The sequence below is a fragment of the Phenylobacterium sp. genome (genome assembly GCF_030698145.1).
GTDB lineage: Bacteria > Pseudomonadota > Alphaproteobacteria > Caulobacterales > Caulobacteraceae > Phenylobacterium.
The window spans coordinates 36,211-56,992 of sequence record NZ_JAUYNW010000029.1 but is presented as its reverse complement, the minus strand read 5'-3'; the positions used below and the strand labels follow the sequence as shown (position 1 = coordinate 56,992).

Here is a 20,782-nt window from a genome sequence, read left to right as displayed (position 1 = left end):
CCGCTTCATCTCGCGGAACGAGCCCTCGCGCTGCATCTTCTTCTTCAGCGCCTTGAGGGCCTGATCGACGTTGTTGTCGCGAACGAAAATCTGAACCAGAGGTCTCTCTCCTATTACCCGTTCCCGCTCGGCCAATCCTGGTGTCAGGCGGCGGCGAACGGACAAAAGCTTTTTTACCCGATGGCGATGAGCCTTCGAGTTGAGGGCGGGCAGATAGCAGAAGCCCGTCGCGATGTCCACGGCGGACAGGCGCAAAAAGGCTCGCTAAAATGGGGCATGGCGAACCAAGACGGCTGGGCCGAAATCACCGAGCAACAGGTTCTGGACGCGGCGCTCTCCCGCGTCGTCACCCAGGGCTTCACCTGGCCGACCGTGCGCGCCGCGGGTCAGGCCTGCGGATTGTCGGGGGCGGAGACCGAACTCCTGCTGCCCCACGGGCCCGCCGATCTCGCCGCCCTGCTGGCGCGCCGCCATGATTCCCTGGCCCTGGCCGCCCTGCCCGATCCCGCCGGCTTGAAGATCCGCGCCAGGATCCGCGCCGCCGTGGAGGCGCGGCTGGACGCCGCGGCGAGGGACGAGGCCGCCGTGCGACGGTGGGCGGGATACCTGGCCCTGCCCCTGCACCTGCCCCTGGCCACGCGGCTGCTGTGGGACAGCGCCGACAAGCTGTGGCGCTGGGCCGGCGACACCGCCACCGACGAGAACCACTATTCCAAGCGCGCGATCCTGGCCGGCATCCTGGCCTCGGCGCTGGCCATCCGCCTGTCGGGCGGGCGGGACGAGGCCATGGCCTTCGTCGACGCCCGCATCGAGAACGTCATGGCCTTCGAGACCTGGAAGGCGGGGCTGAAGACCGGCGACCTGCTGAAGGACCTGGCCGGGGCGCTAGCCAAGCTCCGCTACGGCTAGGCGCCTTTCGCGGGTCACTCCTACTTCTGCTCGTCATGGCCGGGCGTAAGTCCCGGCCATCCATGATCTCCGAGTCAGCGGATTTATCTGTGAGCTTGGCGCCTATGGATCCCCGACACGCGCTGGGCGCGGTCGAGGATGACGAGCGTGGGTGGGGTAGGTCAGCGTCCAGTCCCCGCCGCGCCTACTTCGGCAGCAATCCGAGCCGCCCGCCGATCATCCTGTCGAACATCCGCGTGGGCATGACCTCGCCCAGGAAGTTGCGGAACGGATCGGGCGTGACGGTGTAGCGCGGCTTGGGTTTGGCCAGGGTGAGCGCCTTGGCCACGGCCTCGCCGATCACCTCTGGCGCCAGGCCGCTCGCCCCAAGCCCGTTCATATAGGCGTGGACCTTCTGCAGGGCCGGATAGAACGGGGTGTCGCGATAGGGGAGGATGTCCTCCTCCTTGGCCTTGCCCCAGATCGGGGTGGCTACGGCGCCGGGTGCGATGACGATGACGTCGACCCCGAGCAGCAGGAGTTCCCGCCGCAGGGCGAGGGACAGGCCCTCCACGGCGAACTTCGAGGCGTTGTAGGGGCCTACGAACGGTGTCGCCGTGCGTCCGCCCACCGAGCTGATATTGACGATCCGGCCCGGCTTGCCCGTCCGACCATCGCCGGGCGCCAGCAGCGGCCCGAAGGCCTGGGTCACGGTGACGACCCCGATCAGGTTGACCTCGATCTGATGCCGGAACTCGGCGATCGGCACGTTCATCAACGGCCCGGCCACCGCCATGCCCGCGTTGTTGACCACCCCGGCCAGGGTCTCTCCACCGAGCGCCTCGGCGACCGTGGCCACGGAGGCTCGAACCGCGGCCTCGTCGGTGACGTCGAAGATCAGCGGGACATAGCGCTCGCCGAACTCCTGGCGCAGCCGGTCGGCGTCGGCCTGTTTGCGCACGCTGCCGAACACCCGGAAGCCCTGTCCGGTCAGGACCTTGGTGACCCCCCAGCCGATGCCGGTGGAGACGCCCGTGACGACGACGCTTTTCATGTCCGCAATCCTAGCTGTTCGATCTGGGCGAGCTGGTCGGCGCCGAGCGGTCCGGCCGCCTCCGCCGCCAGGGCCTGGCTGAGTTCGTCCCGGTTCTTCACCCCCAGCACCAGGGTGTCGACGCCTGGCATGCCCAAGGCGTAGCGATGGGCGACCACCGCCGGATCCTCGCCCCAGGCCTGGCACAGGGCTCGGTACGGCGCGGCGCGCTCATAGTCCTTGGCGTCGGGATTGTTGGGCGACACCGCCCGGTCAAGAGCTTGCGTCAGGGCCCCGGCCTGGACGGCGCGGATGCCCATGACCCCCACGCCGCGCGCCTTGGCGGCGGCCAGGATGGTCCGGGGCTGGGCGGGTTCGGCGAAGCGGCGGATGCCGCCGGCCGAATCCAGCAGGTTGGTGATGACCTGGGCCACAGCGGGCTTGGGATCGTGCGCCAGGGCCGCCAGCACCGATTGCGGCACGCCGATGCCGGTGATCCCCCAGGCGCCGACCCGACCCTGGGCGACCAGCCGCTCGAAGGCCGGGACCACCTCGTCGGCATAGGTCGACCAGCGGGTGGAGAACTCGTCGCGCCGCGCGTCGCCATGGGCGTAGGCGTAGTCGTCCGGCGCGATGCTGGAGTGCAGGAAGAAGACGTCGATCCGCTTCAGGCGCATGGCCGCGAGGGTCGCGTCCAGCGAGGCCTCCAGCCGGGCGGCCGTCTCGCCCGGCGGCGGGGAGCCCAGGGCGCACTTGGTGGTGAACTTCAGATGGGCCGGCGGCGCGCCCTCGAACGTCGCGCCGACCACGGCCTCGCAGTTGAAGTACATGGGCGCAGTGTCGATCAGGTCGATGCCGGCCTCGACGGCCGCGCGGAGGGTGGCGACGGCCTCCTCGCGGTCGGTGGGGCCCCAGGCCTGACCGATGCCGCCCCCGCCCAGGGTCAGGCGGCTGACATTTCCCAACGAGCCGAGCGGCGAGGTCTTCACGGGGCGATCCTCCGGAGGTATATTCCGATGATCGGAATATCCGCTTTTCGGAATTCCTGTCAAGGCGACAGCCGCTTTCGCGGCGGATAGGCTCGACCCCGATGACTCGCAGTCCTCCCGTCGATGACGCCCAGGCCCAGGCCCTCACGGCCGCCGTCGGCGCCCTGATGCGCCAGTTCAAGCTGGAGCCCGGACTGCTGGCCGGCAGCGCCTATGCCGACCTGCACGTCAACGATGTCGGCCTGCTCTCCATGCTGGCCGAGGCCTGCGACTGGACGGTGCGGGGGCTGGCCCAGGCCCTGGACGCGCCGGACTCCACCGTCTCCTCGGCCCTCGACCGCCTGGAGAAGCGCGGCCTGGTGGCGCGGCGGCGGCGGACCAGCGACCGGCGGGTGATGCGGGTGGATCTGACCCCCGACGGCCTGGCCCTGGCGCAGCGTCTGAGGGCCGGCCAGATGGAGAACTCGCGCAGCATGCTGGCGCGGCTGACGGCGGAGGACCGCGCCCACCTGGTGCGGCTGATGGCGGCTGTGGCCCAGGGGGACGACTGAATGCCGACAGTCCATGTGAACGGACTTGATATCTATTTTGAACACCTAGGCGACGGCCCGCCGCTGCTGTTCATCTCCGGCACCGGCGGCGACCTGCGCAACAAGCCCAACCAGTTCGACGGCCCGTTCGCCAAGGCGTTCGACCTGGTCTCCTACGACCAGCGGGGCCTGGGACAGTCCGACAAGCCCGACCGGCGCTACAGCATGGCCGACTACGCCGACGACGCCGCGGGCCTGATGGCTCATCTCGGCTGGGACCGGGCCCACGTGGTGGGCGTCTCGTTCGGCGGCATGGTGGCCCAGGAGCTGGCCCTGCGGCACCCGGCGCGGATCGACCGGCTGGTCCTGGCCTGCACCTCGCCCGGCGGGGCGGGCGGCGCCTCCTACCCGTTCCACGAGATCGAGCACCTGACCGGCGAGGCCCGCGCCAAGCACCTGATCCCGATCTCAGACACCCGCCGCGACGCCGCCTGGGCCGCCGCCCATCCCGACACCTACGCCCAGCTCGTGGCCCTGGGCTCGGCCGATCCCTTCGCGGGGGAGCCCGGCCGCAAGCAGGGCGCGCACCGCCAGCTCGAGGCCCGCAAGGACCACGACACCTGGGACCGGCTTGGCGGCATCGCAGCCCCGACCCTGATCGCGGCGGGCCGCTACGACGGCGTGGCCCTGCCGGAAACCCAGGAGAAGATGGCCGCCCGCATCCCGAACGCCGCCCTGCGCTTCTTCGAGGGCGGCCACCTGTTCATGCTGCAGGATCGCGCCGCGGTCCCGGCCATGGTGGAGTTCCTGAAGGCCTAGGACCGGGCGAGCTGGGCGATCGCGTGGGCGAGTTCGGCCTGACCGAAGGGCTTGGCGAGCTGGATGACAGCGGGCTCAGAGCCGGCCGGCAGCTCGGCGTAGCCGCTGGCGAGGATCAGCGGCACGTCCGGCCACTCGGCCCTGATCGCTTCCGCCAGTTGCACGCCGGTCATGTTAGGCATGGCGTGGTCGGAGATGACCAGATCCACGCGCTTGCCGCGCCGGAGCACCGCCAGGGCCTCCTGGCCCGACCGCGCGGCGAACACGGCGTGCCCCAGGTCCTCCAGCATCGCCCCCGTATTCAGCAGCACCAGTTCGTCGTCATCCACCGCCAGGATGACCAGAGGCGCCGCGTCCGGGTCTACCGGCAGGTCGGCGGCGATCGGCGCCTGGATCACCGGACCTGTGGCGACCGGCAGCCAAAGCTCGATGGTGGACCCATCGCCCTTGCGGCTGGCCAGCTTGAGCCGACCTCTCGATTGCTCGGCCAGGCCATGGACCATCGAAAGGCCAAGGCCGGTGCCCTTGCCCACGCCCTTGGTGGTGAAGAACGGGTCGACGGCGCGCCCCAGGGTCTCCTCGTCCATGCCTTCGCCGGTGTCGGTGACGCCGATCCGGACGTAGGGACCCTCAGGCAGGTTATCGCCGCCCGGATGGTCGGCCATCTCCGCCCAGATCGTGAGGACGCCCCCGTCGGGCATGGCGTCGCGGGCGTTGACCGCGAGGTTGAGCAGCGCCGACTCCAGTTGGTTGGCTTCGGTCTCGACGGGCGGAAGACCCGTCGCGAGCCGCACCTCGACCTTTACGGTCGGCCCGATGGATCGCTCGACGAGACCGACTAGGCCGCCCACCAGGTTGTGCACGTCGACCGCTTCGCGCCGCAGTTCCTGCCGCCGGGCGAAGGCGAGCATGCGCCGGGTGAGCGTGGCGCCGCGCTGGGCCGCGTGGATGGCGTTCTCGATCAGCGGCGTGGTCCTGGGGTGAACCGGGATACGCTTCATGACGAGCTCGAGGCTGCCGAGGATCGCCATCAGCAGGTTGTTGAAATCGTGGGCCACGCCGCCGGTGAGCTGTCCGATGGCATCGAGCTTCTGGGACTGGAAGAGGGCTTCCCGGGCCTCCTCCAGCGCCTGGGCGACCGCCCGCCGCTCGGTGACGTCGCGGGTGACCTTGGCGAAACCGATGATCGCCCCATCCGGACCCCGGATCGCATCGATGACCACATTGGCCCAGAAGCGGCCACCGTCCTTGCGGATGCGCCAGCCTTCCGTCTCGGAGCGACCCTCCCTGGCGGCGACGGCGAGCCCGCGCTCCGGCAGGCCCGCGGCGCGATCCTCGTCGGTGTAGAAGCGCGAGAAGTGCTGGCCGACGATCTCGTCGGCCGAATAGCCCTTGATGCGCTCGGCGCCGAGGTTCCAGTTGGTGACCCGTCCCTGCGGATCCAGCATGTAGATGGCGTAGTCCGTCACACCCTGGGCCAGCAGCCGAAACTGTTCCTCGCTCCGCCGCAAGGCCTCCTCCGACGCCCGGCGCTCGGTGAGGTCGCGGGTGATCTTCGCAAACCCCAGGATCTCGCCGGTGTGGGACCGGATCGGGTCGATCACCACGTGGGCCCAGAAGCGGCCGCCATCCTTGCGGACGCGCCAGCCCTCGGTCTCGAAGCGGCCCTCGGCGGCGGCCGTCGCCAGGCCATGCTGAGGGATCCCCGCCGCGCGATCGGACTCCGTGTAGAACCTGGAGAAATTGTGGCCAACGATCTCGGCGGCGGTGTAGCCCTTGAAGCGCTGCGCGCCGGGGTTCCAGCTGATCACCACGCCGCTCGGATCGAGCATGTAGACGGCATAGTCCGTGATCGACTCCACGAGCAGGCGATAACGCCCGTCGTCGTCGATCAAAGCGGCCTTGCCCCCCGAAGAGTCGTCCATCCATCCATCCCTGGCGGGCGCGCCTGAGTCTTCGCGGATCGACTCTTAGGCTCGGCGACACAGACGACCTAGCGGATGGTTCGAACGGCGGAAATCGCCACCCGCAGGTCCCGCCTGCAAGAACGGACCAGCGATGGCCAAGTTCCTGAAGGCCCTAAACCGGGTCGGGCTCCAACCCCGGCACGGTCTCGTCGAACACTTCCAGCCCCTGGGGCGGAAGAACCGACTCGTCGCCCACCAGGTGGCGCAGCAGGTAGTCGACCGCCTTGACCATATCCATGGCGCTGTAGGGTTTCGGCAGCGACCCGATAGCGACGGTCTGGGCCGACCTCGCCCGGCTGACCTGGCCGCTGATGAACAGGACGGGGACGCCCATGGCCTTCAGCTCCCGCGCCAGTTCGATGCCGTCGTCATGCCCCTGGAGCTCGATGTTGACCAGGGCGAGGTCGGGCTTGCGCGCCCGGGCGGCCGCCAGGGCCTCCTGGTGACGCTCGGTCAGGTCCATGACCTCGTAGCCGGCGTCTTCCAGCTCATCCCTGAGCGCCATCGCCGGGAGGACCTCGTCCTCGACGATCAGCAGGGTAATGCCCAGACGCTTCACCGTTTCGATGCGGGTCTCCCTCGTTCAAATGGCGGCGCCCGCGATCCCGGCCGCGGGGCGCACGATGTCGGCTTCGTCGGCGACATCATCGGGGTCGCCGCTGACCAGGGCGATCTGGGTGTGGGTTATGGCGACGCGGGTTCCGGGGTGCTCCGGGGAGATCTCGACGACCGCGCCGAGCTGCTTGGCCAGGGCCTGGACGATGCTGGTGCCCAGCCCCGGCTGAAGCTGCGCGGGATCGGCGGGCATGCCCACGCCGTCGTCGGAGACCGACAGGACCCAGTTGGGCCCGTGAAATTCGCAGTGCACCTGGATCTTGCCGCTCCGGCCCTCAGGAAAGGCGTGCTTCAAGGCGTTGATCACCAGCTCGGTCACGATCAGGCCCAGGCTGACGGACACCTTGGAGTCCACGACCCCGCCCCCGCCGGTGACGGTCAGGGTGAGCTGGTCGTGATCCCCGATCATCGAGGCGCCGATGCTGTCGCAAAGGCTGGTGAAATAGGCGCGCAGCTCAACCTGGCCCTCACCCGATCCGGCGAGCTGCCGCTCCAGGGCCGCCACCGACATCACCCGGTTGTGGGCGTCCCGCAGGTGGCCTCGGGTCTCGACCGACCGGGTCTTCTTGGCGTTCTGCAGGAGCACGCTGGCGATGATCTGCAGGCTGTTGGCGACCCGATGCCGGACCTCTCGTAGCAGGACCAGGTTCTGGCGAAGGGCGTCATCCTTTTCTTTCTCACCGGCGCGGGCGTCGGTCACGTCGGACACGGCCATCAGCAGCCGGAGATTATCGAGGTCTAGGTAGACCAGCCGCTGGGCGTGAACGATCAGACGACGGGTGTCGCGCCCCGGCCGCTCAAGGTCCATCTCATAGGCCTCGATCTTGGCGACGCCCGACGCGGTCGTATCGAGCAATGACCGAAGCTGCGGGGCGTTCCACTCGCCGGAGCCAAGGCTGGCCAACGGACGACCTGGCGCCGTGGCCGCGTCGGTCTCGAAGGCGTCGCAGAATGAAGCGCTTGCGGCGACGATGTTCAGATCGCCGTCCAGCAGCAGCAGGGGCCCTGGCGACGCCTCGACCATGGCCATGGCCAGGCTGCGGGCGGCTCCTTCCGGATAAGGGGGTGTCTGGGCAGCCACGGCTGGCCCTTCAAGGAACTGGAGGCTCGCGAAGCGAAAGCCGTACCCAGATAGACTGTCGAGGTACTTGGTCGCCTAAGCAGACGGAGCCACAGGTATAACACAACTGCGAGTGATGCGTTGCATTCCGCACACGGGAAACTCGAAACGCGTCCGGCTAGCCCGCCCGTAGCACCGCGGCCACGGCCGCCGCCACCTGGGTGACGTCGTAGGGCTTGCGGATGATCGGGGCGTCGAAGCCCAGCGGCGCGCCAGCGGAGTCGCCATAGCCCGTGGCGAAGACGAACGGGATGCCGCGGGCGGCCAGGGCCTCAGCCACCGGCGTCACGGACAGGCCGTTGAGATTGGCGTCGAGCACGGCGGCGTCGATCTGCTGGTCCAGCAGGGCCATGGCCTCCGACAGCTCATAGGCCGGCCCGATCACCTCGGCGCCGGCGTCCGAGAGGCCGGTCTCAAGCTCCAGGGCCAGCAGTACGGCGTCCTCGACGATCAGCACCCGCGAACCGCGCAGGTCGGTGGGGCCGCTGGCGGCGGCGATCGTCTCGATGGGCTGCTGGGTCGGGGCCTCGGGCACCGTCTCAGGGCGTTCGACCACCGCCGCGGCGCTGGCCCGAAGCCGTACGCGGACCCCGGCGCGACGATACTCGACCTCGGTCTCGCCATTCAGTTCGCGGCCGGTCACCTGGGCCAGCAGGGTGGCGCCGAAGCCCTGGCGGGCCGGACGCTCGACGGACGGTCCGCCGCTCTCGGTCCAGAACAGCTCGAACCCACCGTCGGCGATCCGGCTCCAGCGTAGGTCGACGCGGCCGGTTTCCGTCGAAAGCGCCCCGAATTTCACCGCGTTGGTGGCCAGTTCGTGCAGCGCCAGGGACAGGGCGTTGGCCGCACGCGGGGTCAGGAAGAGCTCGGGCCCTTCCCAACGAGTCTGGCCCGGCGCCAGGCCGCCCAGCTCGGCCGCGGCCAGGTGGGCGATGGCCGCGCCGCGCCAGCGGGCGGCGGTCAGCAGCTCATTGGCCGAGCCCATGGCCTTCAGCCGCCCGGCGAAGGTGGCCAGGAAGCTGTCGAGGGAGGTGGTGCGCTTGGCGGTCTGGAAGGCCAGAGCTTGGACGGTGGCCAGCACGTTCTTCACCCTGTGATCCAGCTCGGCCATCAAGGTGCGGCGGCGGTCCTCCTCCATGTGATGGTCGCCGACGTCCTGCACCACGCCGCAGACCCGGATCGGCGCGCCTTGCGCGTCGCGCACCAGCAGGCCCGACGAGCGCATCCAGACGGTGCGGCCGTCATCCTCGCGGATCCGGCGGTACTCGGCCTCGAACCGGCCGGTCGCCCGCATGGAGCCTTCCATGATCTTGCGGGTGTTGTCGCGATCCTCGGGATGCACGCCGCGATAGAGCGCGTCGCCCTTCGCGGCGGGCATGTCGCCCTGCGGCAGGCCGGTGATCGCCGACATCCGCGCGCTGACGCGGAAGATGTCGTCGACCATGTCCCACTCGTACTCGCCCAGGCGCGCCGATTGCAGCGCCAGCTCCAGGCGTTCCCTGTCGAGGTTCGGTTCAGAGGCGGGCTTCGCCATAAGGCCACCTTAGAGCCGGGTTCGATTGGAAGCGACAGGAACCAAGGGTTGCAGTCGGCCTTTTGCGGCGAAGCCGCCAAGCGACTTCCGCCGCAAGGCGGAACCGCCTAATATGTGTGGCGTTTGGGCTGTGACGCCCGGGCGCGCTTGCTTGAGGCCTGCCGAACATCTGGAGAGCACCCATCATGGGCACGAACGCCATCGATCACGCCACTGACGAAGCACGCAACGCGACCCACTCGGTCACCGAGTCCGCCGCCAAGCTGAGCGCCGAGGCCCAGCGCAGCTTCAACGACGCCGCCAAGCGCTTCGAGAAGGTCGTCGCCGAGGGCCTTGAACAGGTTCGCGCGCAGTCGCGCACCTATGCCGACAACGCCGGCCAACAGATCGACGAAGCCCAGCGCTACGTCGTCGAGCGCGTGAAGGAACGTCCGCTGGTCGCCGCCGGCGCAGCGCTCGGAGCCGGCTTGCTGATCGGTCTGCTGCTGGCCAGCGGCCGTCGCCGTTGATCCTGAAGAAGGCGGTCTATTTCGCCGTCGCCGTCGCCGCGCTCGCCGCGGCGGCGGTCGTTTGCGTGGTCGCCCTGGCCATGGCCCTGCACGCCGCTGTCGTTCCCGCCCTGGGCCCGGCCTGGGCCGCCGTGGTCGTAGCCAGCGCGGCGGCCCTCCTGATGGGGCTGTTGGCCGCGATCATGCTGATCCGCGCCAATCCCCCTAAGAAACTCCACGTCGCGGGCCAGGACAAGGACCTGACCTCGCGGGTGTTCGAACTGGCCCGCGATAAGCCTTGGGTGGCCGCTGGGGTAGTGGCCGCCGCCGCCGCCGTGGCGCTGAAGAACCCCAAGATCACAGCCGCCGTCGTCTCTGCGGTCATGGCCGGCCGCGCCTCGAAGAAATAGCGAACCAATCGCCCCGCGAGGGGTTCCCCCGGGGACAGCGGGCCCGCCCGCGCCTCCCCGGGATGACCCCATGTTCGAGCTTCCGCCCCTGCCCTACGACCACGCCGCCTTGGAGCCGGTGATCGGCCGGGCGACCATGCACCTGCATCACGAGAAGCATCACCAGAAGTACGTCGACACCACCAACGAGTTGCTGGCCAAGCAGGGCGCGAGTCCCGCGAGTCTGGAGGACTTGGTCCGCGCGGCCGCGGGCGATCCCGACGCCAGCAAGCTGTTCAACAACGCCGCCCAGCTCTGGAACCACACCTTCTTCTGGACCTGCATGACCGCGAAAGCCCAGACGCCCTCCGGCGCGCTGGCCGAAGCGATCAACCGCGACTTCGGCGGGCTGGCCGAGTTGAAGACCAGGTTCGTCGAGGCAGGCGCCGCGCATTTCGGCTCGGGTTGGGTCTGGCTGGCCGCCGAGGGCGAAACCCTCAAGGTCGTCGACACCCATGACGGCCACGACCTGCTGACCCACCAGGGGCTGACCCCGCTGTTGGTCTGCGACCTGTGGGAACACGCCTATTATCTCGACCACACGAACGACCGCGAGGCCTTCCTGGAGGCCTGGTTCAACGCCCTGCCCAACTGGACCTTCGCCGCCAGTCAGTATGCGGCCGCACGTGGCGAGGGCGAGAACTGGAAACATCCGGCGCCGATCGCGTCTTCGGGAACGGGAGCGGCCGAAAAGCGTTCGAATCTGGGACGCTAATTCGGAGGAACGACTATGCTCGGTTGGGCTTTGACTTTCCTGGTGGTCGCTCTGATCGCCGGTCTTCTAGGCTTCACCTCCATTGCAGGCGCGGCGATGGGTATCGCGAAGATTATGTTCTTTGTCTTCCTGGTGCTGTTCGTAGTTTCCCTCGTCATGCACATGGTGCGAGGGCGCGGCGCGTTATAGGCGCCTGAAGACGTCACTATCAGCGCCCGCCTTCCTCGGAAGGCGGGCGTTCTATTGTCTGCGGTCGAGCGACCAGGTGCGGGTGGTCTCGAAGTGCGAGCCTACCCAGGCCTGGGCGATGACGCGGACCGAGCGACCGTCGGCCTCCACGATGTTGAAGCCCGCAGGCACGCCGCGTTCGCGCACCGACAGGGTTCCGGCCCCGGCGGCGTAGGTCTTGCCGTCGCCGAACGGATAGGGCCACGCGAACGGCGCGTGGATATGTCCCGACAGGACGAGATCGACACGGCACTCGGAGAACGCCTTGGCCGCCGCCTCGCCGCCCCAGACCCGCGCGGTCATGGGACCGCCGATCATCTCGGTGAGCGGATGGTGGCAGACCAGGATCTTCAGCTGATCGCCGGGGGCCGCGCACAGCCAGTCGCGGGCCGCGCGGGTCTGGCGGCCGGAGATCTGGCCCTTTGACCAGTTGGCCCGGGGCTGGACCCCGCGAGCGGTGTTGACCCCGCGCACCACGAAGCCCTTGCCCACGTGGATCTGACCCTCCGCCGGGCCGATCAGCCGCGCGAACCGGCCGAAGGGCGAGAAGAACCGCTCGACCCAGGCGATATAGGGTGCGTCGTGGTTGCCCGGGGTCACCAGCAGAGGACCGGGCAAGGTCTTGAGCCAGGCCGCCGCGGCCTCGAACTCGGCGATTTCGCCGAACTGGGTCAGATCGCCGGAGACGATGGTCAGGTCGAAGCCGCCCTCGCGCAGCATCTCCGCGGCGCCGGTCACCGCGGCGGCGTTCTCGCCGCCGAAATGGATGTCCGACAGATGGGCGATCCGGATCATGGGCGGGTCTCCTGGACCGCCTCCGGCGGCGGCGCCAGGATGCGCGCCACCTTGGGCCGCCAGGTCACCCGCGCGGTGGCCGCCAGCCGGGCGGGCTCGCCGTCCAGAACCGCGGGAATACGCCCTGCCGCCCAGACGCCGGCCGAGCGGCAGGAGCGCACCTCGACCGCCGGGTCGTTGCGCCAGTCGTCGACAAGCGAGGCAAAGCCCATGCGGGCTACATCGACGAAGTTCCGCGGATCGATGGCCGCGGCCTCCAACGCCTGCTCGTCGCTGGACATGGCCTTGGAGGCCAGCGGGCAGAGGAAGGTCAGCGCCTCGGCCTTGCCGCGCGGACCGCCGTCCAGGGCGTAGCGTAGCCGGCCGGAGAAGGCGCGGCTCCAAGCCCGCTGGGCGTGGGCGAAGGCCAGTCTGAGCCGCCCGTCGCGCACCGCTTCGCGGGCGGGCGCCCATAGGGCCGGCGAGCCCAGGATCGCGGCCACCAGGAAGGTCCGCCCCTCGATCTCGCCGCCGCCGATGACCTGTTCGCGGCCATCTTCGAGAATGGTCTTCAGAGCGTCCTGCCAGGGCGTCACCCCGTAGACGGCGTGCGGCAGCATGTTCATGGTCCCGCCCGGCAGCGGGGCGATCAGCGGCCCGTCGGGTCCGGCCAGCTCGGCCGCGGCCCGTGCCGTGCCGTCGCCCGCCAGCACCAGGACAGCGTCCGGCGCGGCGTCGATGGCGTCGCGCAGGCATCGCGTCAGATCGGCGCCCTCGGGCGCGCAGACATTCGCCTGGACGCCCCATTCTGACAGCAGGGCCGCGATTTCATCGGGCGCTCCGGCATCGACGCCCCCCGAAGCGATGTTCACCACCACCTCGACCTTGGTAATCTTCGGCCTCGCCGCCACTGTCAGTCCTTCGCCCACTCGCCGGTTCGGCGCCCTTATGGCGCAGATCACGCGCCATGTCCGAAACGGCGGCGCCTGCCGCCGGTTCCGGCCGTCTCCGGAACCGTGGGGACCGCCGACGCGTTGCGCCACGAGGGATAAGCTCAAGGAGAGCCAAGAATGCTCAAGCTCGGATCTTTCAAGCCGTTGATCGCGATCGCCGGCGCGGGCCTGCTGGCCGCGGCCTGCACCTCCACCGGTAACGTCGAACGCAACGCCGCGGGCGGGGCCGCCCTGGGCGCGCTGGCCGGCGCGGTGATCGGCAACAATGTGGGCGACGGCGACGCGGGGACCGGGGCCCTGGTCGGGGCCGCCATCGGCGGTACGGCCGGCGCGGTGAAGGGCTGTCGCGAGGACGGCGGCTGTGGCGCCAATGCGCCGAACAAGCGCCAGTACTATGACGAGCGCGCCGGGCGCTATTACTACTACGACTCCGGCACCGGCCGCTACTACTGGGAAAACGGCAGCCCGCGCTGAGCGGACGTCGCGAGACTGGCATCGGAAGGGCGGTCGGCTATGCTGGCCGCCCTTTCCCATTTCTGGCTCAACAAGGGCGTAGGATGAAGCTGCAGCCGATCTTGGCGATCACCCTGGTTGCGGGACTTGCAACCGCCGGATGCGCCATGCGGAGCGGTCGCGACCGCATCGTCACCGCGCCCGCCCCGTGCGAGGACGTCACCGTCCAAGTCTATTTCGAACCCGACAGCGCCCAGGTGACCGCCGAGGGTCGCGCGGTGATCGCGCAGGCCTCCAGCCAGGCCAAGAGCTGCCGGATCGACCGGGTGCTGGTGATGGGCCTGGCCGATGCGGCCGGGGCGCCGGCGGCCAATCTGGAGCTCTCCAAGCGCCGCGCGACCTCGGTCAGCGAAGCCTTGAGCGCCAACGGACTGCCGACCGCCGAGTTCGATCTGCGGGCGGCCGGCCAGAGCGGGGCCGTGACCCGGACCGGCGACGCCCAACCCCTGCGCCGCAGGACCGATGTGACGGTGGAGCTCAGCGCCCCTCGCTGACGGCACACGCAAAGAAAAAGGGCGGATCACCGATCCGCCTTGAGTGTGCATCATCGAGAAAAAGGGGGTGCGGAGACGGCAGACCGGCATGGTCGCCGGCCTCAAGTCGGGGGGGGCGTCGCCGCCTCCGCAGCAGATAAACCCGGCTCCCGATTGAATGTTCCCGGCATAGGCGAGTTTATTTCCAACCTATTTCGCCGGAAGTTCAACGGCCGGCATGGCGTCGAATTCGGCCTTGCTGATTGGCGCGATCAGCGCGTCGCCGTCCTCCTTCAGGGCCTTGACCGACAGGCTGCGAGGACCGGCCGCGCGCAGCCCCTTGGGCCGCACCAGCACCTGGGCCGGGGCGCCGCTGGCCGCCAGCACCACGCGCTCCACATGGCCCAGCAGCACGCCTCCCTGACCAATCACAGCCTTGCCTTCAAGCTTGGGCGCGAGCGCGTGGGCGCCAAGCGGCGGCGACAGCAGGACGAGGGCGAAGAGCAGGGGCTTGAGCACTTTCATGGCCCTAAGATGGGGCCTTTCCGCCGGAAAGCGAACGTCTCCGACGCCGCACCTTCCGCACTGTCGCGCTGGGAACACTCAAGCCCGTCGGCACGTTAAGAGAATGCGGGCGGCACGCCCGTGGGACAGGGGCGCGACGATCATGATGCGCGGATATGAGGCGCCGCACGGCGGACTGGTTCTCTTCTCCACCCCCTCTCGCCGGCAGCGCATGGCGCGGCGGCGGTGGACGGCGCTGGCGGTGGTGCTGAGCGTGGCTTTGGCGGGCGCCGTGCTTGGCCAGATGTCGAGCGTCCGCGACGACGCCGAACGCCCGGTTCCGCCCGGACCGTTCAGCTACCTGCCCTAGAGCCTTTTCCTCCGAGGACCCTACGCCATGGCGACTATTTCCCGACTTTCGCGCAACGCCCTGGGCGCGACCCGCGCGCGGCAGGGGCAGCTTGGCCGCCACATGTTCTGGGTGCTCGCGGTCTCCACCGCCCTGGCCGCCCTGGCCCTGTTCGGCGCCTGGAGCTGGCGGGCCGACGACCTGGCCTCGACCGCGCCGCACAACGCGCGCCAGCCCGCCGACGCCAAGGCCTTCGACATGGGCGAGCCCGCGGCCTTGCAGACCACCCCGACGCCGGGCCGCTGATCCATTATCCAGACATGGAAACGGTCGCCCCGGCGGGCGGCCGTTCTTTCGTGGGTTCGGCGGCGGAGGCTAGAGGACCGATTGGCCCCGCACCGCGCGCATGACGAAGCTGGCGATCAACAGGGCCAGGAACACCACGAACAGCACCTTGGCCACGGTGGCGGCGAGGCCCGCCAGGCCTATGAACCCCAGGAAGCCTGCCACGATGGCGAGAACGGCGAAGGCCAACGACCAACCCAGCATGTGGGAACTCCTGAAATGAAAACGCCGCGCCCCGGCGGGGCGCGGCGAGATCAGGTGAACGCCTTCTGGCGGCCTACGTTCCCGGGTCGGAGCCGACCCGAGAGCCTTTGTATTCAGACCATTTTCTTCGACAAACCGGCGGCCACTTCGTCGAAAAATTGTCTAGGCGGCCTTGCGCGAGTTCCGCGGGTGGAAGAACAGGGCCTGGCCGATGGCCGCCTTCACCGTTTCTGGCTGGAACGGCTTGGTGATCAGGAAGGTCGGCTCGGGCCGCTCCCCGGTCAGCAGGCGTTCCGGGAAGGCGGTGATGAAGATCACCGGCACGTCGAAACGGGCCAGGATGTCCTTCACGGCGTCGATACCCGACGAGCCGTCGGCGAGCTGGATGTCAGCCAGCACCAGACCGGGCGTGCGGCGGTTGATGGCGTCCACGGCCTCGGTGCGAGTGGCGGCGATGTCGACCACGGTGTGCCCCAATTCGGTCACCAGAGCCTCGATGTCGGCGGCGATGACCGGCTCGTCCTCGATGATCAGCACCTCGGTGGCCAGTTCCGCGTCGATCTCGGACTGGGCCTCGCCGATCAGCCGCTCAACCTCGCTGAAGTCGGCGCCCAGGATCTGGGCGGCCTCCGACGGGGTGAAGCCTTCGAGGGCGGTGAGCAGGAAGGCCTGGCGGGAGCGCGGCGCGATCCGCATCAGGCGGCGGCTGGCGTCGTCGTTGGGCCCTTCATTGGGCTCGGCGGGGCTCTCGAGCTGAGCGCCCGTCGACAGCCATATGGCGTGGAAGACGTGATAGAGCGCCACGCGCGGCGTGAGGTTGGTTTCGAGGACGCGTTCTCCGGCGGCCAAGGCCTCGAGCGCGACGCGGACATAGTGGTCGCCGGTGGTCTGATCGCCCGTGAGCGCCCGCGCATAGCGGCGTACATAGGGCAGATGCGGCGCCAATCGGGCTAGCAGACTCAAAACTTACCCCTCCCGTGGAGATACCCATGCGAACCTACGGGGTTGTCGCCCCGAGGCCCATCATAGGCCCTTTAACGTAGCCTTGGGGAACCGGTTCCCTCCGAGCTTCGTTTTCTGCATCTTAGGGTTCCACCCATGGAACCCGGCACGGAATGAGACGTTGAGCGGCGACGAGGATGCATCGAGGGGGCGGGTCCTGCGAAAGCCGGGCGCCGACAACATGATAGAACAACGACCCACAGAGGAACGCCGCAAGGCGTCGGCCGCTCTGGACGAAGCCCGCCTGCGCCAGCAGGCGATCGGCGTGCGCCTTCGTCAGATGTTCGACGAAGTGGTGAGCGAGCCGGTCCCCGACGAGTTCCTCGAGATTCTCCGCAAGGCGGACAAGACGGCCGCGGAGAAGGGTTGATGACGCAGGACAGGACTGACCGTCCGCCGCGCACGGCCGCGGACGACGAAGCGTTCAAGCGCGAGCTGGTGAAGCTCATCCCACACCTTCGCGCGTTCGCCCGCACCCTGGCCGGAGAACCCGCCGGGGCCGACGACTTGGCGCAAGACGCCATGATGAAGGCGTGGGACGCCCGCGCGAGCTTCCAGATGGGCACCAACATGAAGGCCTGGACCTTCATGATCCTGCGCAACCAGTTCTATTCCGAGAAACGCCGCTCCTGGCGCCAAACCCAGCTCGACCAGGAGGCCGCGGAACGGACCCTGGTGGCGGTGGACGATCCCGAGGCCCCCGTGGCCCTGGACGAACTGCGGTTGAGCCTGGCGCAGCTTCCGGCCGAGCAGCGCGAGGCGCTGATCCTGGTCGGCGCGGGCGGCTTCGCCTACGAGGAGGCCGCCGAGATCTGCGGCTGCGCCGTAGGCACGGTGAAGAGCCGCGTCAGCCGCGCACGTAAGGCCTTGCACGTCATCCTCGACGACGGCTCTTATGAGCGCGACGGCGGGAAGGCTGGCGACGCCATGCGATCCATCCTAGCGGACGCGGAGCGTCTCAGCACCGTTCGCTAGAAAGAGGACGATGCACGTCTCGCCATGGGGTTCGCTGTCGACGATCAGGGTCAGGTTGACGGCGGCCCTCGCCGCGGCCCTGTTGCCGGTGCTGATCCTCGGCGTGATCCAGGCGGCGATCGCCTTCCGTAACGACGCGATCGAACTGCGCGATGAGTTGGCCGCCTCGGCGGAACGCAGCGCGGCCACGGCGCGTGCGCGGATGGAAGCCGCCGACATCCTGCTGCAGACCCTGGCGCCGGGCTCAGTCGGCCTCAACTGCGCCCAACGCCTGGCTGAGGTGACGCAGCGCATTCCAGGCTATTCCAACCTCATCCGGTTCGACCGGCGCGGACGGGTGGCCTGCGCCGCCAACGACGTCCCGGCCGATCCCCTGCGCGCCAGGAGGGCCTGGTTCACGCGGACCGCGGCGGGCGACAACCTGGTCATCACCCGCGACCCGGGCGCCGAATACGCCCGCGTCCCAGCCCTGCTGGCCGCGGTGCCGGCGCGGGATCCGAGGGTCGGTTTCGACGGCGCCTTCGTGGCGGTGATCTCCCTGGAGAGCCTGGCGCCGCGCACCGCCGACCGCTCCTTGCCCGAACAGGCCGAGGTGGCCCTGGCCGACGGCGCCGGGCGCTTCATCAACGCCACCGACAAGGAAGCCTTCCCCAACCTGCCCCGAGACTGGCGCGCAAAGGCCACCGAGCGCGGATCCCTGGTCTGGTACGCCGACGACCTGCGCGGCGAACGCCGGGTCTATTCGGCCGCGCCGCTGGTGGGCGACGAGCTCTATGTGATCCTGTCGGCGCGGTCGGGCGGCATCTTCTCGTGGGCGACGCTGAACCCGCTCACCGGCGTCGCCTTCCCGATCCTGACCTTCATCCTGGCCCTGGTGGCCGTGTCGGTGGTGACCGAGCGGGTGGTGACCCGCTGGATCGCCTATCTGCAGCGGATCGCCGCCCTCTACGCCCGCGGCCGGCTCAGCGTGCGGCCGATCCAGGCCGAGCAGATGCCACCCGAGATCCGCGACTTGGCGGAGACGCTGGAGGACATGGCCGACGCCATCGTCGGACGCGACGCCTCCCTGCGCGACAGCCTGGCCCAGAAGGACGCGCTGATGCGCGAGATCCATCACCGGGTGAAGAACAACCTGCAGGTCATCTCCTCCCTGCTGAACATGCAGCAGCGGGCCCTGGCCGATCCGGCGGCCCGAGCGGCCATGTCCGACACCCGCCAGCGGATCACCGCGCTGGCCCTGATCTACCGCGCCCTCTATCAGGGCCCCGACCTCAAGCGGGTCGACCTGCGTAGCTTCCTGGAGGAACTGACCGCCCAACTCGTCGCCGCCGACGCCATCCGCGGGTCGCATATCCGCACCGAGATCCACGTCGACGCCCTGGTGATCGACCCCGACCGCCTGGCGCCCCTGGCGCTGTTCGCCGTCGAGGCCATCACCAACGCCCAGAAGCACGCCTTCGCCGGCCGCGGCGGGACGCTCAGCGTCAATTTCCGCGTCCATGGCGAGGAGGCGGAGCTCGAGATCGCCGACGACGGTTCGGCGCCGGACGACGCCCTGGTCTCCTCGGGCGTGGGACGCACCCTTATGACCGCCTTCGGCCGCCAACTTCGCGGGCGTTCCGAACTGGTCCGCAACGACAAGGGCGGGATCACCGCGCGGCTGATTTTTCCCACGCCCATCGCCGAGCCGCAGGCGAGGTCGGTTCCGAGCGACGGGAACCAGGCGGCGGCTTAGCCGTTACGGTCCCGCGAGTTTTCCAACCACTCCCCGGGGAGATACCCAATGCGTACGTTTGCGATCCTGGCCCTCATGGCCGCCAGCCTGACCCTCAGCGCCTGCAACACGGTTTCCGGCGCCGGCCAGGACGTGAAGGCCGCGGGCGAAGCCGTGACCAGCACCGCCGAAGACGCCAAGAAGTAGGCTTCGGCCCCGGCTGAAATGTCTGAGAGAGGCCCCGCTTCCGCGGGGCCTTTTTCGTACGCGCCTAGAATGGGAGTGAGGCCCTAGGCCGCGACGCGGAAGGTGGGGTTGCGGGCGAACAGGCCTGGGCGTCCGGCGACCGGCTGGAATGCGTCCTCGAAGCCAGTGGCGCTCTCGCCCTCGCCCAGGAACAGGAAGCCTTCGGGGCTGAGCGCGCGAGCCAGGTTCTCTAACAGGCGGGCCTTCATCGGCTCGACCAGGTCGCCCAGCACATAGCGGCAGAAGATCACGTCGAAGCGCCCGGCGGTGGACAGATCGGCCACCAGGTTGATCCGCCGCCAGCGAACCATCTGGCGGACGCGGGGCGAGATCGCCCACATCTCGTCCACCTTCTCGAAGTGGCGGACCAACTGGCGGATCGGCAGGCCGCGCTGCACCTCGAACTGGGTGTAGAGCCCGCTCTGCGCCTTCTCGAGCTGGCGCTCGCACAGGTCGGAGCCGAACAGCTCGACCTTGACGCCGGGAGTCTCGGACCGCTCGTCCTCGACGATCATGGCCAGGGAATAGACTTCCTGGCCCGAACCGCAGGCGGCCGACCAGATGCGGATCGGCTCCCCGTCGCGCAGGCGGGCCAGGGCCGGCAACACCTCTTCCCGGAACAGGGCGAAGGGCGCGCGGTCCCGGAAGAAGGCGGTTTCGGACTGGGCCATGGACTCCACGATGGCCCAGGCCAGGCGGTCCTCACGCTTGGCGCGCAGGGCGGCGAGCAGATCGGCGATCGAGCCGAAGCCCTCCCGGCGGGCTACGGGGCCCAGCCGGCTTTCGATCAGATAACTCTTTTCGGGGTCGACCCTGAGCCCCGCGCGCGCCGCGCAGAGCTGAGCCACCAGGTCACGATCCTCGGGCCTCATGCCAGCCCCACCTCGGCGAACTTAGCGGCGATGATGTCACCGTCGAAGGGCTTCATGATGTATTCGTCCGCGCCGCAGTCCAGCGCCTCGCGGATGCGGGCCAGGTCGTTCTCGACGGTGCAGAACACCACCACGGGCTCCTTGCCGCCCGGCTCGAGCCGCAGATGGCGCAGGAAGTCGATGCCGGTCATCTGCGGCATGTTCCAGTCCAGCAGGACGGCGTCGGGCATGGCCGCGCGGCACCAGGCGAGCGCCTCCATCCCGTCGGCGGCCTCGGCGATCTCGAAGCCGATGTCCTCCAGGATGCGGCGGGCGACCTTGCGGATCACCCTGCTGTCGTCGACGACAAGACAAGTCTTCAACGGGATGCTCCTTCCCCTGCGTTTCTTGTGCTCCGCCGGTGGTTAAGGAGGGGTATGGCCGCGAGATTATTTCGCGGCGCGGCGCGCGGCCGCGCTCCGAGGTCCAAGACTTTGCGGACCC

General features: G+C 69.1%; 29 protein-coding genes. 15 read left to right on the top strand and 14 right to left on the bottom strand.

What is annotated here, in order from left to right; all coding sequences use genetic code 11:
* A partial coding sequence (gene rpsU / locus Q8Q77_RS03875) for a 30S ribosomal protein S21 (RefSeq protein ID WP_305581362.1) occupies positions 1-135 on the bottom strand: 135 nt, incomplete at its 3' end.
* A gap of 141 nt (positions 136-276) precedes the next feature.
* Here rpsU and Q8Q77_RS03870 point away from each other — a divergent pair.
* Positions 277-909, top strand: a complete 633-nt coding sequence (locus Q8Q77_RS03870; protein ID WP_305581354.1) for a COQ9 family protein — start codon at positions 277-279, stop codon at positions 907-909.
* A gap of 184 nt (positions 910-1,093) precedes the next feature.
* On the opposite strand, the gene Q8Q77_RS03865 is transcribed toward Q8Q77_RS03870, so the two are convergent.
* Both Q8Q77_RS03865 and Q8Q77_RS03860 read right to left on the bottom strand, forming a co-directional pair.
* On the bottom strand, positions 1,094-1,942 hold the full coding sequence (locus Q8Q77_RS03865; RefSeq protein ID WP_305581352.1) for an SDR family NAD(P)-dependent oxidoreductase: 849 nt from the start codon (positions 1,940-1,942) through the stop codon (positions 1,094-1,096).
* Positions 1,939-2,910 (bottom strand): aldo/keto reductase, encoded by a 972-nt coding sequence (locus Q8Q77_RS03860; RefSeq protein WP_305581350.1) that lies wholly within the window; start codon positions 2,908-2,910, stop codon positions 1,939-1,941. Before Q8Q77_RS03860 ends, Q8Q77_RS03865 begins: the two co-directional genes overlap by 4 nt.
* 101 nt (positions 2,911-3,011) lie before the next feature.
* On the opposite strand from Q8Q77_RS03860, the gene Q8Q77_RS03855 reads away from it, so the two are divergent.
* Together Q8Q77_RS03855 and Q8Q77_RS03850 are read left to right on the top strand one after the other, a co-directional pair.
* Entirely contained in the window at positions 3,012-3,461 is a 450-nt protein-coding gene (locus tag Q8Q77_RS03855; protein ID WP_305581348.1) for a MarR family winged helix-turn-helix transcriptional regulator, read from the top strand.
* On the top strand, positions 3,462-4,259 hold the full coding sequence (locus Q8Q77_RS03850) for an alpha/beta fold hydrolase (RefSeq protein ID WP_305581346.1): 798 nt from the start codon (positions 3,462-3,464) through the stop codon (positions 4,257-4,259).
* On the opposite strand, the gene Q8Q77_RS03845 is transcribed toward Q8Q77_RS03850, so the two are convergent.
* The 4 genes from Q8Q77_RS03845 to Q8Q77_RS03830 all read right to left on the bottom strand — a co-directional run bounded on the left by Q8Q77_RS03845 (position 4,256) and on the right by Q8Q77_RS03830 (position 9,495).
* Positions 4,256-6,184, bottom strand: a complete 1,929-nt coding sequence (locus Q8Q77_RS03845) for a PAS domain-containing sensor histidine kinase (RefSeq protein WP_305581344.1) — start codon at positions 6,182-6,184, stop codon at positions 4,256-4,258. The genes Q8Q77_RS03850 and Q8Q77_RS03845 overlap by 4 nt on opposite strands.
* Before the next feature lie 154 nt (positions 6,185-6,338).
* Positions 6,339-6,785 carry a response regulator gene (locus Q8Q77_RS03840; RefSeq protein ID WP_305581342.1) on the bottom strand — a complete coding sequence of 149 codons (447 nt, stop codon included), beginning with the start codon at positions 6,783-6,785 and terminating at the stop codon, positions 6,339-6,341.
* Between the two features lie 24 nt (positions 6,786-6,809).
* Positions 6,810-7,922, bottom strand: coding sequence for a sensor histidine kinase (locus tag Q8Q77_RS03835; protein ID WP_305581340.1), 1,113 nt, complete (start codon positions 7,920-7,922; stop codon positions 6,810-6,812).
* A gap of 157 nt (positions 7,923-8,079) precedes the next feature.
* Entirely contained in the window at positions 8,080-9,495 is a 1,416-nt protein-coding gene (locus Q8Q77_RS03830; RefSeq protein WP_305581338.1) for an HWE histidine kinase domain-containing protein, read from the bottom strand.
* A 185-nt stretch (positions 9,496-9,680) separates the two neighbouring features.
* Here Q8Q77_RS03830 and Q8Q77_RS03825 point away from each other — a divergent pair, with 185 nt between their 5' ends.
* From Q8Q77_RS03825 to Q8Q77_RS03810, 4 genes are all read left to right on the top strand, one after another.
* A complete protein-coding gene (locus Q8Q77_RS03825; RefSeq protein WP_305581336.1) occupies positions 9,681-10,004 on the top strand; it encodes a hypothetical protein in 324 nt (107 codons plus the stop codon).
* Positions 10,001-10,393, top strand: coding sequence for a hypothetical protein (locus Q8Q77_RS03820; protein ID WP_305581334.1), 393 nt, complete (start codon positions 10,001-10,003; stop codon positions 10,391-10,393). Before Q8Q77_RS03825 ends, Q8Q77_RS03820 begins: the two co-directional genes overlap by 4 nt.
* 70 nt (positions 10,394-10,463) lie before the next feature.
* Positions 10,464-11,147 carry a superoxide dismutase gene (locus Q8Q77_RS03815; protein ID WP_305581332.1) on the top strand — a complete coding sequence of 228 codons (684 nt, stop codon included), beginning with the start codon at positions 10,464-10,466 and terminating at the stop codon, positions 11,145-11,147.
* Between the two features lie 15 nt (positions 11,148-11,162).
* On the top strand, positions 11,163-11,336 hold the full coding sequence (locus Q8Q77_RS03810) for a DUF1328 domain-containing protein (RefSeq protein WP_305581330.1): 174 nt from the start codon (positions 11,163-11,165) through the stop codon (positions 11,334-11,336).
* Positions 11,337-11,387: 51 nt separating this feature from the next.
* On the opposite strand, the gene Q8Q77_RS03805 is transcribed toward Q8Q77_RS03810, so the two are convergent.
* Entirely contained in the window at positions 11,388-12,170 is a 783-nt protein-coding gene (locus tag Q8Q77_RS03805; RefSeq protein WP_371130398.1) for a metallophosphoesterase, read from the bottom strand.
* On the bottom strand, positions 12,167-13,060 hold the full coding sequence (locus tag Q8Q77_RS03800) for a diacylglycerol kinase family protein (protein ID WP_305581328.1): 894 nt from the start codon (positions 13,058-13,060) through the stop codon (positions 12,167-12,169). The genes Q8Q77_RS03805 and Q8Q77_RS03800 overlap by 4 nt, the downstream gene beginning before the upstream one ends.
* A gap of 159 nt (positions 13,061-13,219) precedes the next feature.
* On the opposite strand from Q8Q77_RS03800, the gene Q8Q77_RS03795 reads away from it, so the two are divergent.
* A complete protein-coding gene (locus Q8Q77_RS03795) occupies positions 13,220-13,576 on the top strand; it encodes a YMGG-like glycine zipper-containing protein (RefSeq protein ID WP_305581326.1) in 357 nt (118 codons plus the stop codon).
* Between the two features lie 83 nt (positions 13,577-13,659).
* Positions 13,660-14,109 carry an OmpA family protein gene (locus Q8Q77_RS03790; RefSeq protein WP_305581324.1) on the top strand — a complete coding sequence of 150 codons (450 nt, stop codon included), beginning with the start codon at positions 13,660-13,662 and terminating at the stop codon, positions 14,107-14,109.
* Positions 14,110-14,298: 189 nt separating this feature from the next.
* On the opposite strand, the gene Q8Q77_RS03785 is transcribed toward Q8Q77_RS03790, so the two are convergent.
* Positions 14,299-14,613, bottom strand: a complete 315-nt coding sequence (locus tag Q8Q77_RS03785) for a hypothetical protein (protein WP_305581322.1) — start codon at positions 14,611-14,613, stop codon at positions 14,299-14,301.
* Between the two features lie 142 nt (positions 14,614-14,755).
* On the opposite strand from Q8Q77_RS03785, the gene Q8Q77_RS03780 reads away from it, so the two are divergent.
* Together Q8Q77_RS03780 and Q8Q77_RS03775 are read left to right on the top strand one after the other, a co-directional pair.
* Positions 14,756-14,962 (top strand): hypothetical protein, encoded by a 207-nt coding sequence (locus Q8Q77_RS03780; RefSeq protein WP_305581320.1) that lies wholly within the window; start codon positions 14,756-14,758, stop codon positions 14,960-14,962.
* A gap of 27 nt (positions 14,963-14,989) precedes the next feature.
* Entirely contained in the window at positions 14,990-15,247 is a 258-nt protein-coding gene (locus tag Q8Q77_RS03775; RefSeq protein ID WP_305581318.1) for a hypothetical protein, read from the top strand.
* Positions 15,248-15,316: 69 nt separating this feature from the next.
* On the opposite strand, the gene Q8Q77_RS03770 is transcribed toward Q8Q77_RS03775, so the two are convergent.
* On the bottom strand, positions 15,317-15,490 hold the full coding sequence (locus tag Q8Q77_RS03770) for a DUF1328 domain-containing protein (RefSeq protein WP_305581316.1): 174 nt from the start codon (positions 15,488-15,490) through the stop codon (positions 15,317-15,319).
* A gap of 162 nt (positions 15,491-15,652) precedes the next feature.
* Positions 15,653-16,453 (bottom strand): response regulator, encoded by an 801-nt coding sequence (locus tag Q8Q77_RS03765; RefSeq protein ID WP_305581314.1) that lies wholly within the window; start codon positions 16,451-16,453, stop codon positions 15,653-15,655.
* A 220-nt stretch (positions 16,454-16,673) separates the two neighbouring features.
* Here Q8Q77_RS03765 and Q8Q77_RS03760 point away from each other — a divergent pair, with 220 nt between their 5' ends.
* From Q8Q77_RS03760 to Q8Q77_RS03745, 4 genes are read left to right on the top strand one after another with little or no spacing between them, the layout of a single operon-like run.
* Positions 16,674-16,862 carry a NepR family anti-sigma factor gene (locus Q8Q77_RS03760; protein ID WP_371130399.1) on the top strand — a complete coding sequence of 63 codons (189 nt, stop codon included), beginning with the start codon at positions 16,674-16,676 and terminating at the stop codon, positions 16,860-16,862.
* Positions 16,862-17,467, top strand: coding sequence for a sigma-70 family RNA polymerase sigma factor (locus Q8Q77_RS03755; RefSeq protein WP_305581310.1), 606 nt, complete (start codon positions 16,862-16,864; stop codon positions 17,465-17,467). The genes Q8Q77_RS03760 and Q8Q77_RS03755 overlap by 1 nt, the downstream gene beginning before the upstream one ends.
* A gap of 10 nt (positions 17,468-17,477) precedes the next feature.
* The gene (locus Q8Q77_RS03750; RefSeq protein WP_305581308.1) at positions 17,478-19,202 is read left to right on the top strand and encodes a sensor histidine kinase; all 1,725 of its coding nucleotides are present in this window, start codon (positions 17,478-17,480) and stop codon (positions 19,200-19,202) included.
* Positions 19,203-19,250: 48 nt separating this feature from the next.
* Positions 19,251-19,388 carry an entericidin A/B family lipoprotein gene (locus Q8Q77_RS03745; protein ID WP_305581306.1) on the top strand — a complete coding sequence of 46 codons (138 nt, stop codon included), beginning with the start codon at positions 19,251-19,253 and terminating at the stop codon, positions 19,386-19,388.
* Between the two features lie 83 nt (positions 19,389-19,471).
* Here Q8Q77_RS03745 and Q8Q77_RS03740 read toward each other — a convergent pair whose 3' ends face one another.
* Together Q8Q77_RS03740 and Q8Q77_RS03735 are read right to left on the bottom strand one after the other, a co-directional pair.
* Positions 19,472-20,299, bottom strand: coding sequence for a protein-glutamate O-methyltransferase CheR (locus Q8Q77_RS03740; RefSeq protein WP_305581303.1), 828 nt, complete (start codon positions 20,297-20,299; stop codon positions 19,472-19,474).
* Positions 20,296-20,661 (bottom strand): PleD family two-component system response regulator, encoded by a 366-nt coding sequence (locus Q8Q77_RS03735; RefSeq protein ID WP_305581301.1) that lies wholly within the window; start codon positions 20,659-20,661, stop codon positions 20,296-20,298. The genes Q8Q77_RS03740 and Q8Q77_RS03735 overlap by 4 nt, the downstream gene beginning before the upstream one ends.
* Positions 20,662-20,782: the final 121 nt, after the last annotated feature.

Bases quoted from the DNA above. Each gene is read 5' to 3' on its own strand.
- Q8Q77_RS03770 (WP_305581316.1), bottom strand. From the start codon at position 15,490: ATGCTGGGTTGGTCGTTGGCCTTCGCCGTTCTCGCCATCGTGGCAGGC.
- Q8Q77_RS03775 (WP_305581318.1), top strand. From the start codon at position 14,990: ATGGCGACTATTTCCCGACTTTCGCGCAACGCCCTGGGCGCGACCCGC.
- Q8Q77_RS03740 (WP_305581303.1), bottom strand. From the start codon at position 20,299: ATGAGGCCCGAGGATCGTGACCTGGTGGCTCAGCTCTGCGCGGCGCGC.
- Q8Q77_RS03750 (WP_305581308.1), top strand. From the start codon at position 17,478: ATGCACGTCTCGCCATGGGGTTCGCTGTCGACGATCAGGGTCAGGTTG.
- Q8Q77_RS03815 (WP_305581332.1), top strand. From the start codon at position 10,464: ATGTTCGAGCTTCCGCCCCTGCCCTACGACCACGCCGCCTTGGAGCCG.
- Q8Q77_RS03745 (WP_305581306.1), top strand. From the start codon at position 19,251: ATGCGTACGTTTGCGATCCTGGCCCTCATGGCCGCCAGCCTGACCCTC.
- Q8Q77_RS03810 (WP_305581330.1), top strand. From the start codon at position 11,163: ATGCTCGGTTGGGCTTTGACTTTCCTGGTGGTCGCTCTGATCGCCGGT.
- Q8Q77_RS03790 (WP_305581324.1), top strand. From the start codon at position 13,660: ATGAAGCTGCAGCCGATCTTGGCGATCACCCTGGTTGCGGGACTTGCA.
- Q8Q77_RS03805 (WP_371130398.1), bottom strand. From the start codon at position 12,170: ATGATCCGGATCGCCCATCTGTCGGACATCCATTTCGGCGGCGAGAAC.
- Q8Q77_RS03870 (WP_305581354.1), top strand. From the start codon at position 277: ATGGCGAACCAAGACGGCTGGGCCGAAATCACCGAGCAACAGGTTCTG.
- Q8Q77_RS03855 (WP_305581348.1), top strand. From the start codon at position 3,012: ATGACTCGCAGTCCTCCCGTCGATGACGCCCAGGCCCAGGCCCTCACG.
- Q8Q77_RS03845 (WP_305581344.1), bottom strand. From the start codon at position 6,184: ATGGACGACTCTTCGGGGGGCAAGGCCGCTTTGATCGACGACGACGGG.
- Q8Q77_RS03850 (WP_305581346.1), top strand. From the start codon at position 3,462: ATGCCGACAGTCCATGTGAACGGACTTGATATCTATTTTGAACACCTA.
- Q8Q77_RS03830 (WP_305581338.1), bottom strand. From the start codon at position 9,495: ATGGCGAAGCCCGCCTCTGAACCGAACCTCGACAGGGAACGCCTGGAG.
- Q8Q77_RS03825 (WP_305581336.1), top strand. From the start codon at position 9,681: ATGGGCACGAACGCCATCGATCACGCCACTGACGAAGCACGCAACGCG.
- Q8Q77_RS03785 (WP_305581322.1), bottom strand. From the start codon at position 14,613: ATGAAAGTGCTCAAGCCCCTGCTCTTCGCCCTCGTCCTGCTGTCGCCG.
- Q8Q77_RS03780 (WP_305581320.1), top strand. From the start codon at position 14,756: ATGATGCGCGGATATGAGGCGCCGCACGGCGGACTGGTTCTCTTCTCC.
- Q8Q77_RS03795 (WP_305581326.1), top strand. From the start codon at position 13,220: ATGCTCAAGCTCGGATCTTTCAAGCCGTTGATCGCGATCGCCGGCGCG.
- Q8Q77_RS03760 (WP_371130399.1), top strand. From the start codon at position 16,674: ATGATAGAACAACGACCCACAGAGGAACGCCGCAAGGCGTCGGCCGCT.
- Q8Q77_RS03755 (WP_305581310.1), top strand. From the start codon at position 16,862: ATGACGCAGGACAGGACTGACCGTCCGCCGCGCACGGCCGCGGACGAC.
- Q8Q77_RS03865 (WP_305581352.1), bottom strand. From the start codon at position 1,942: ATGAAAAGCGTCGTCGTCACGGGCGTCTCCACCGGCATCGGCTGGGGG.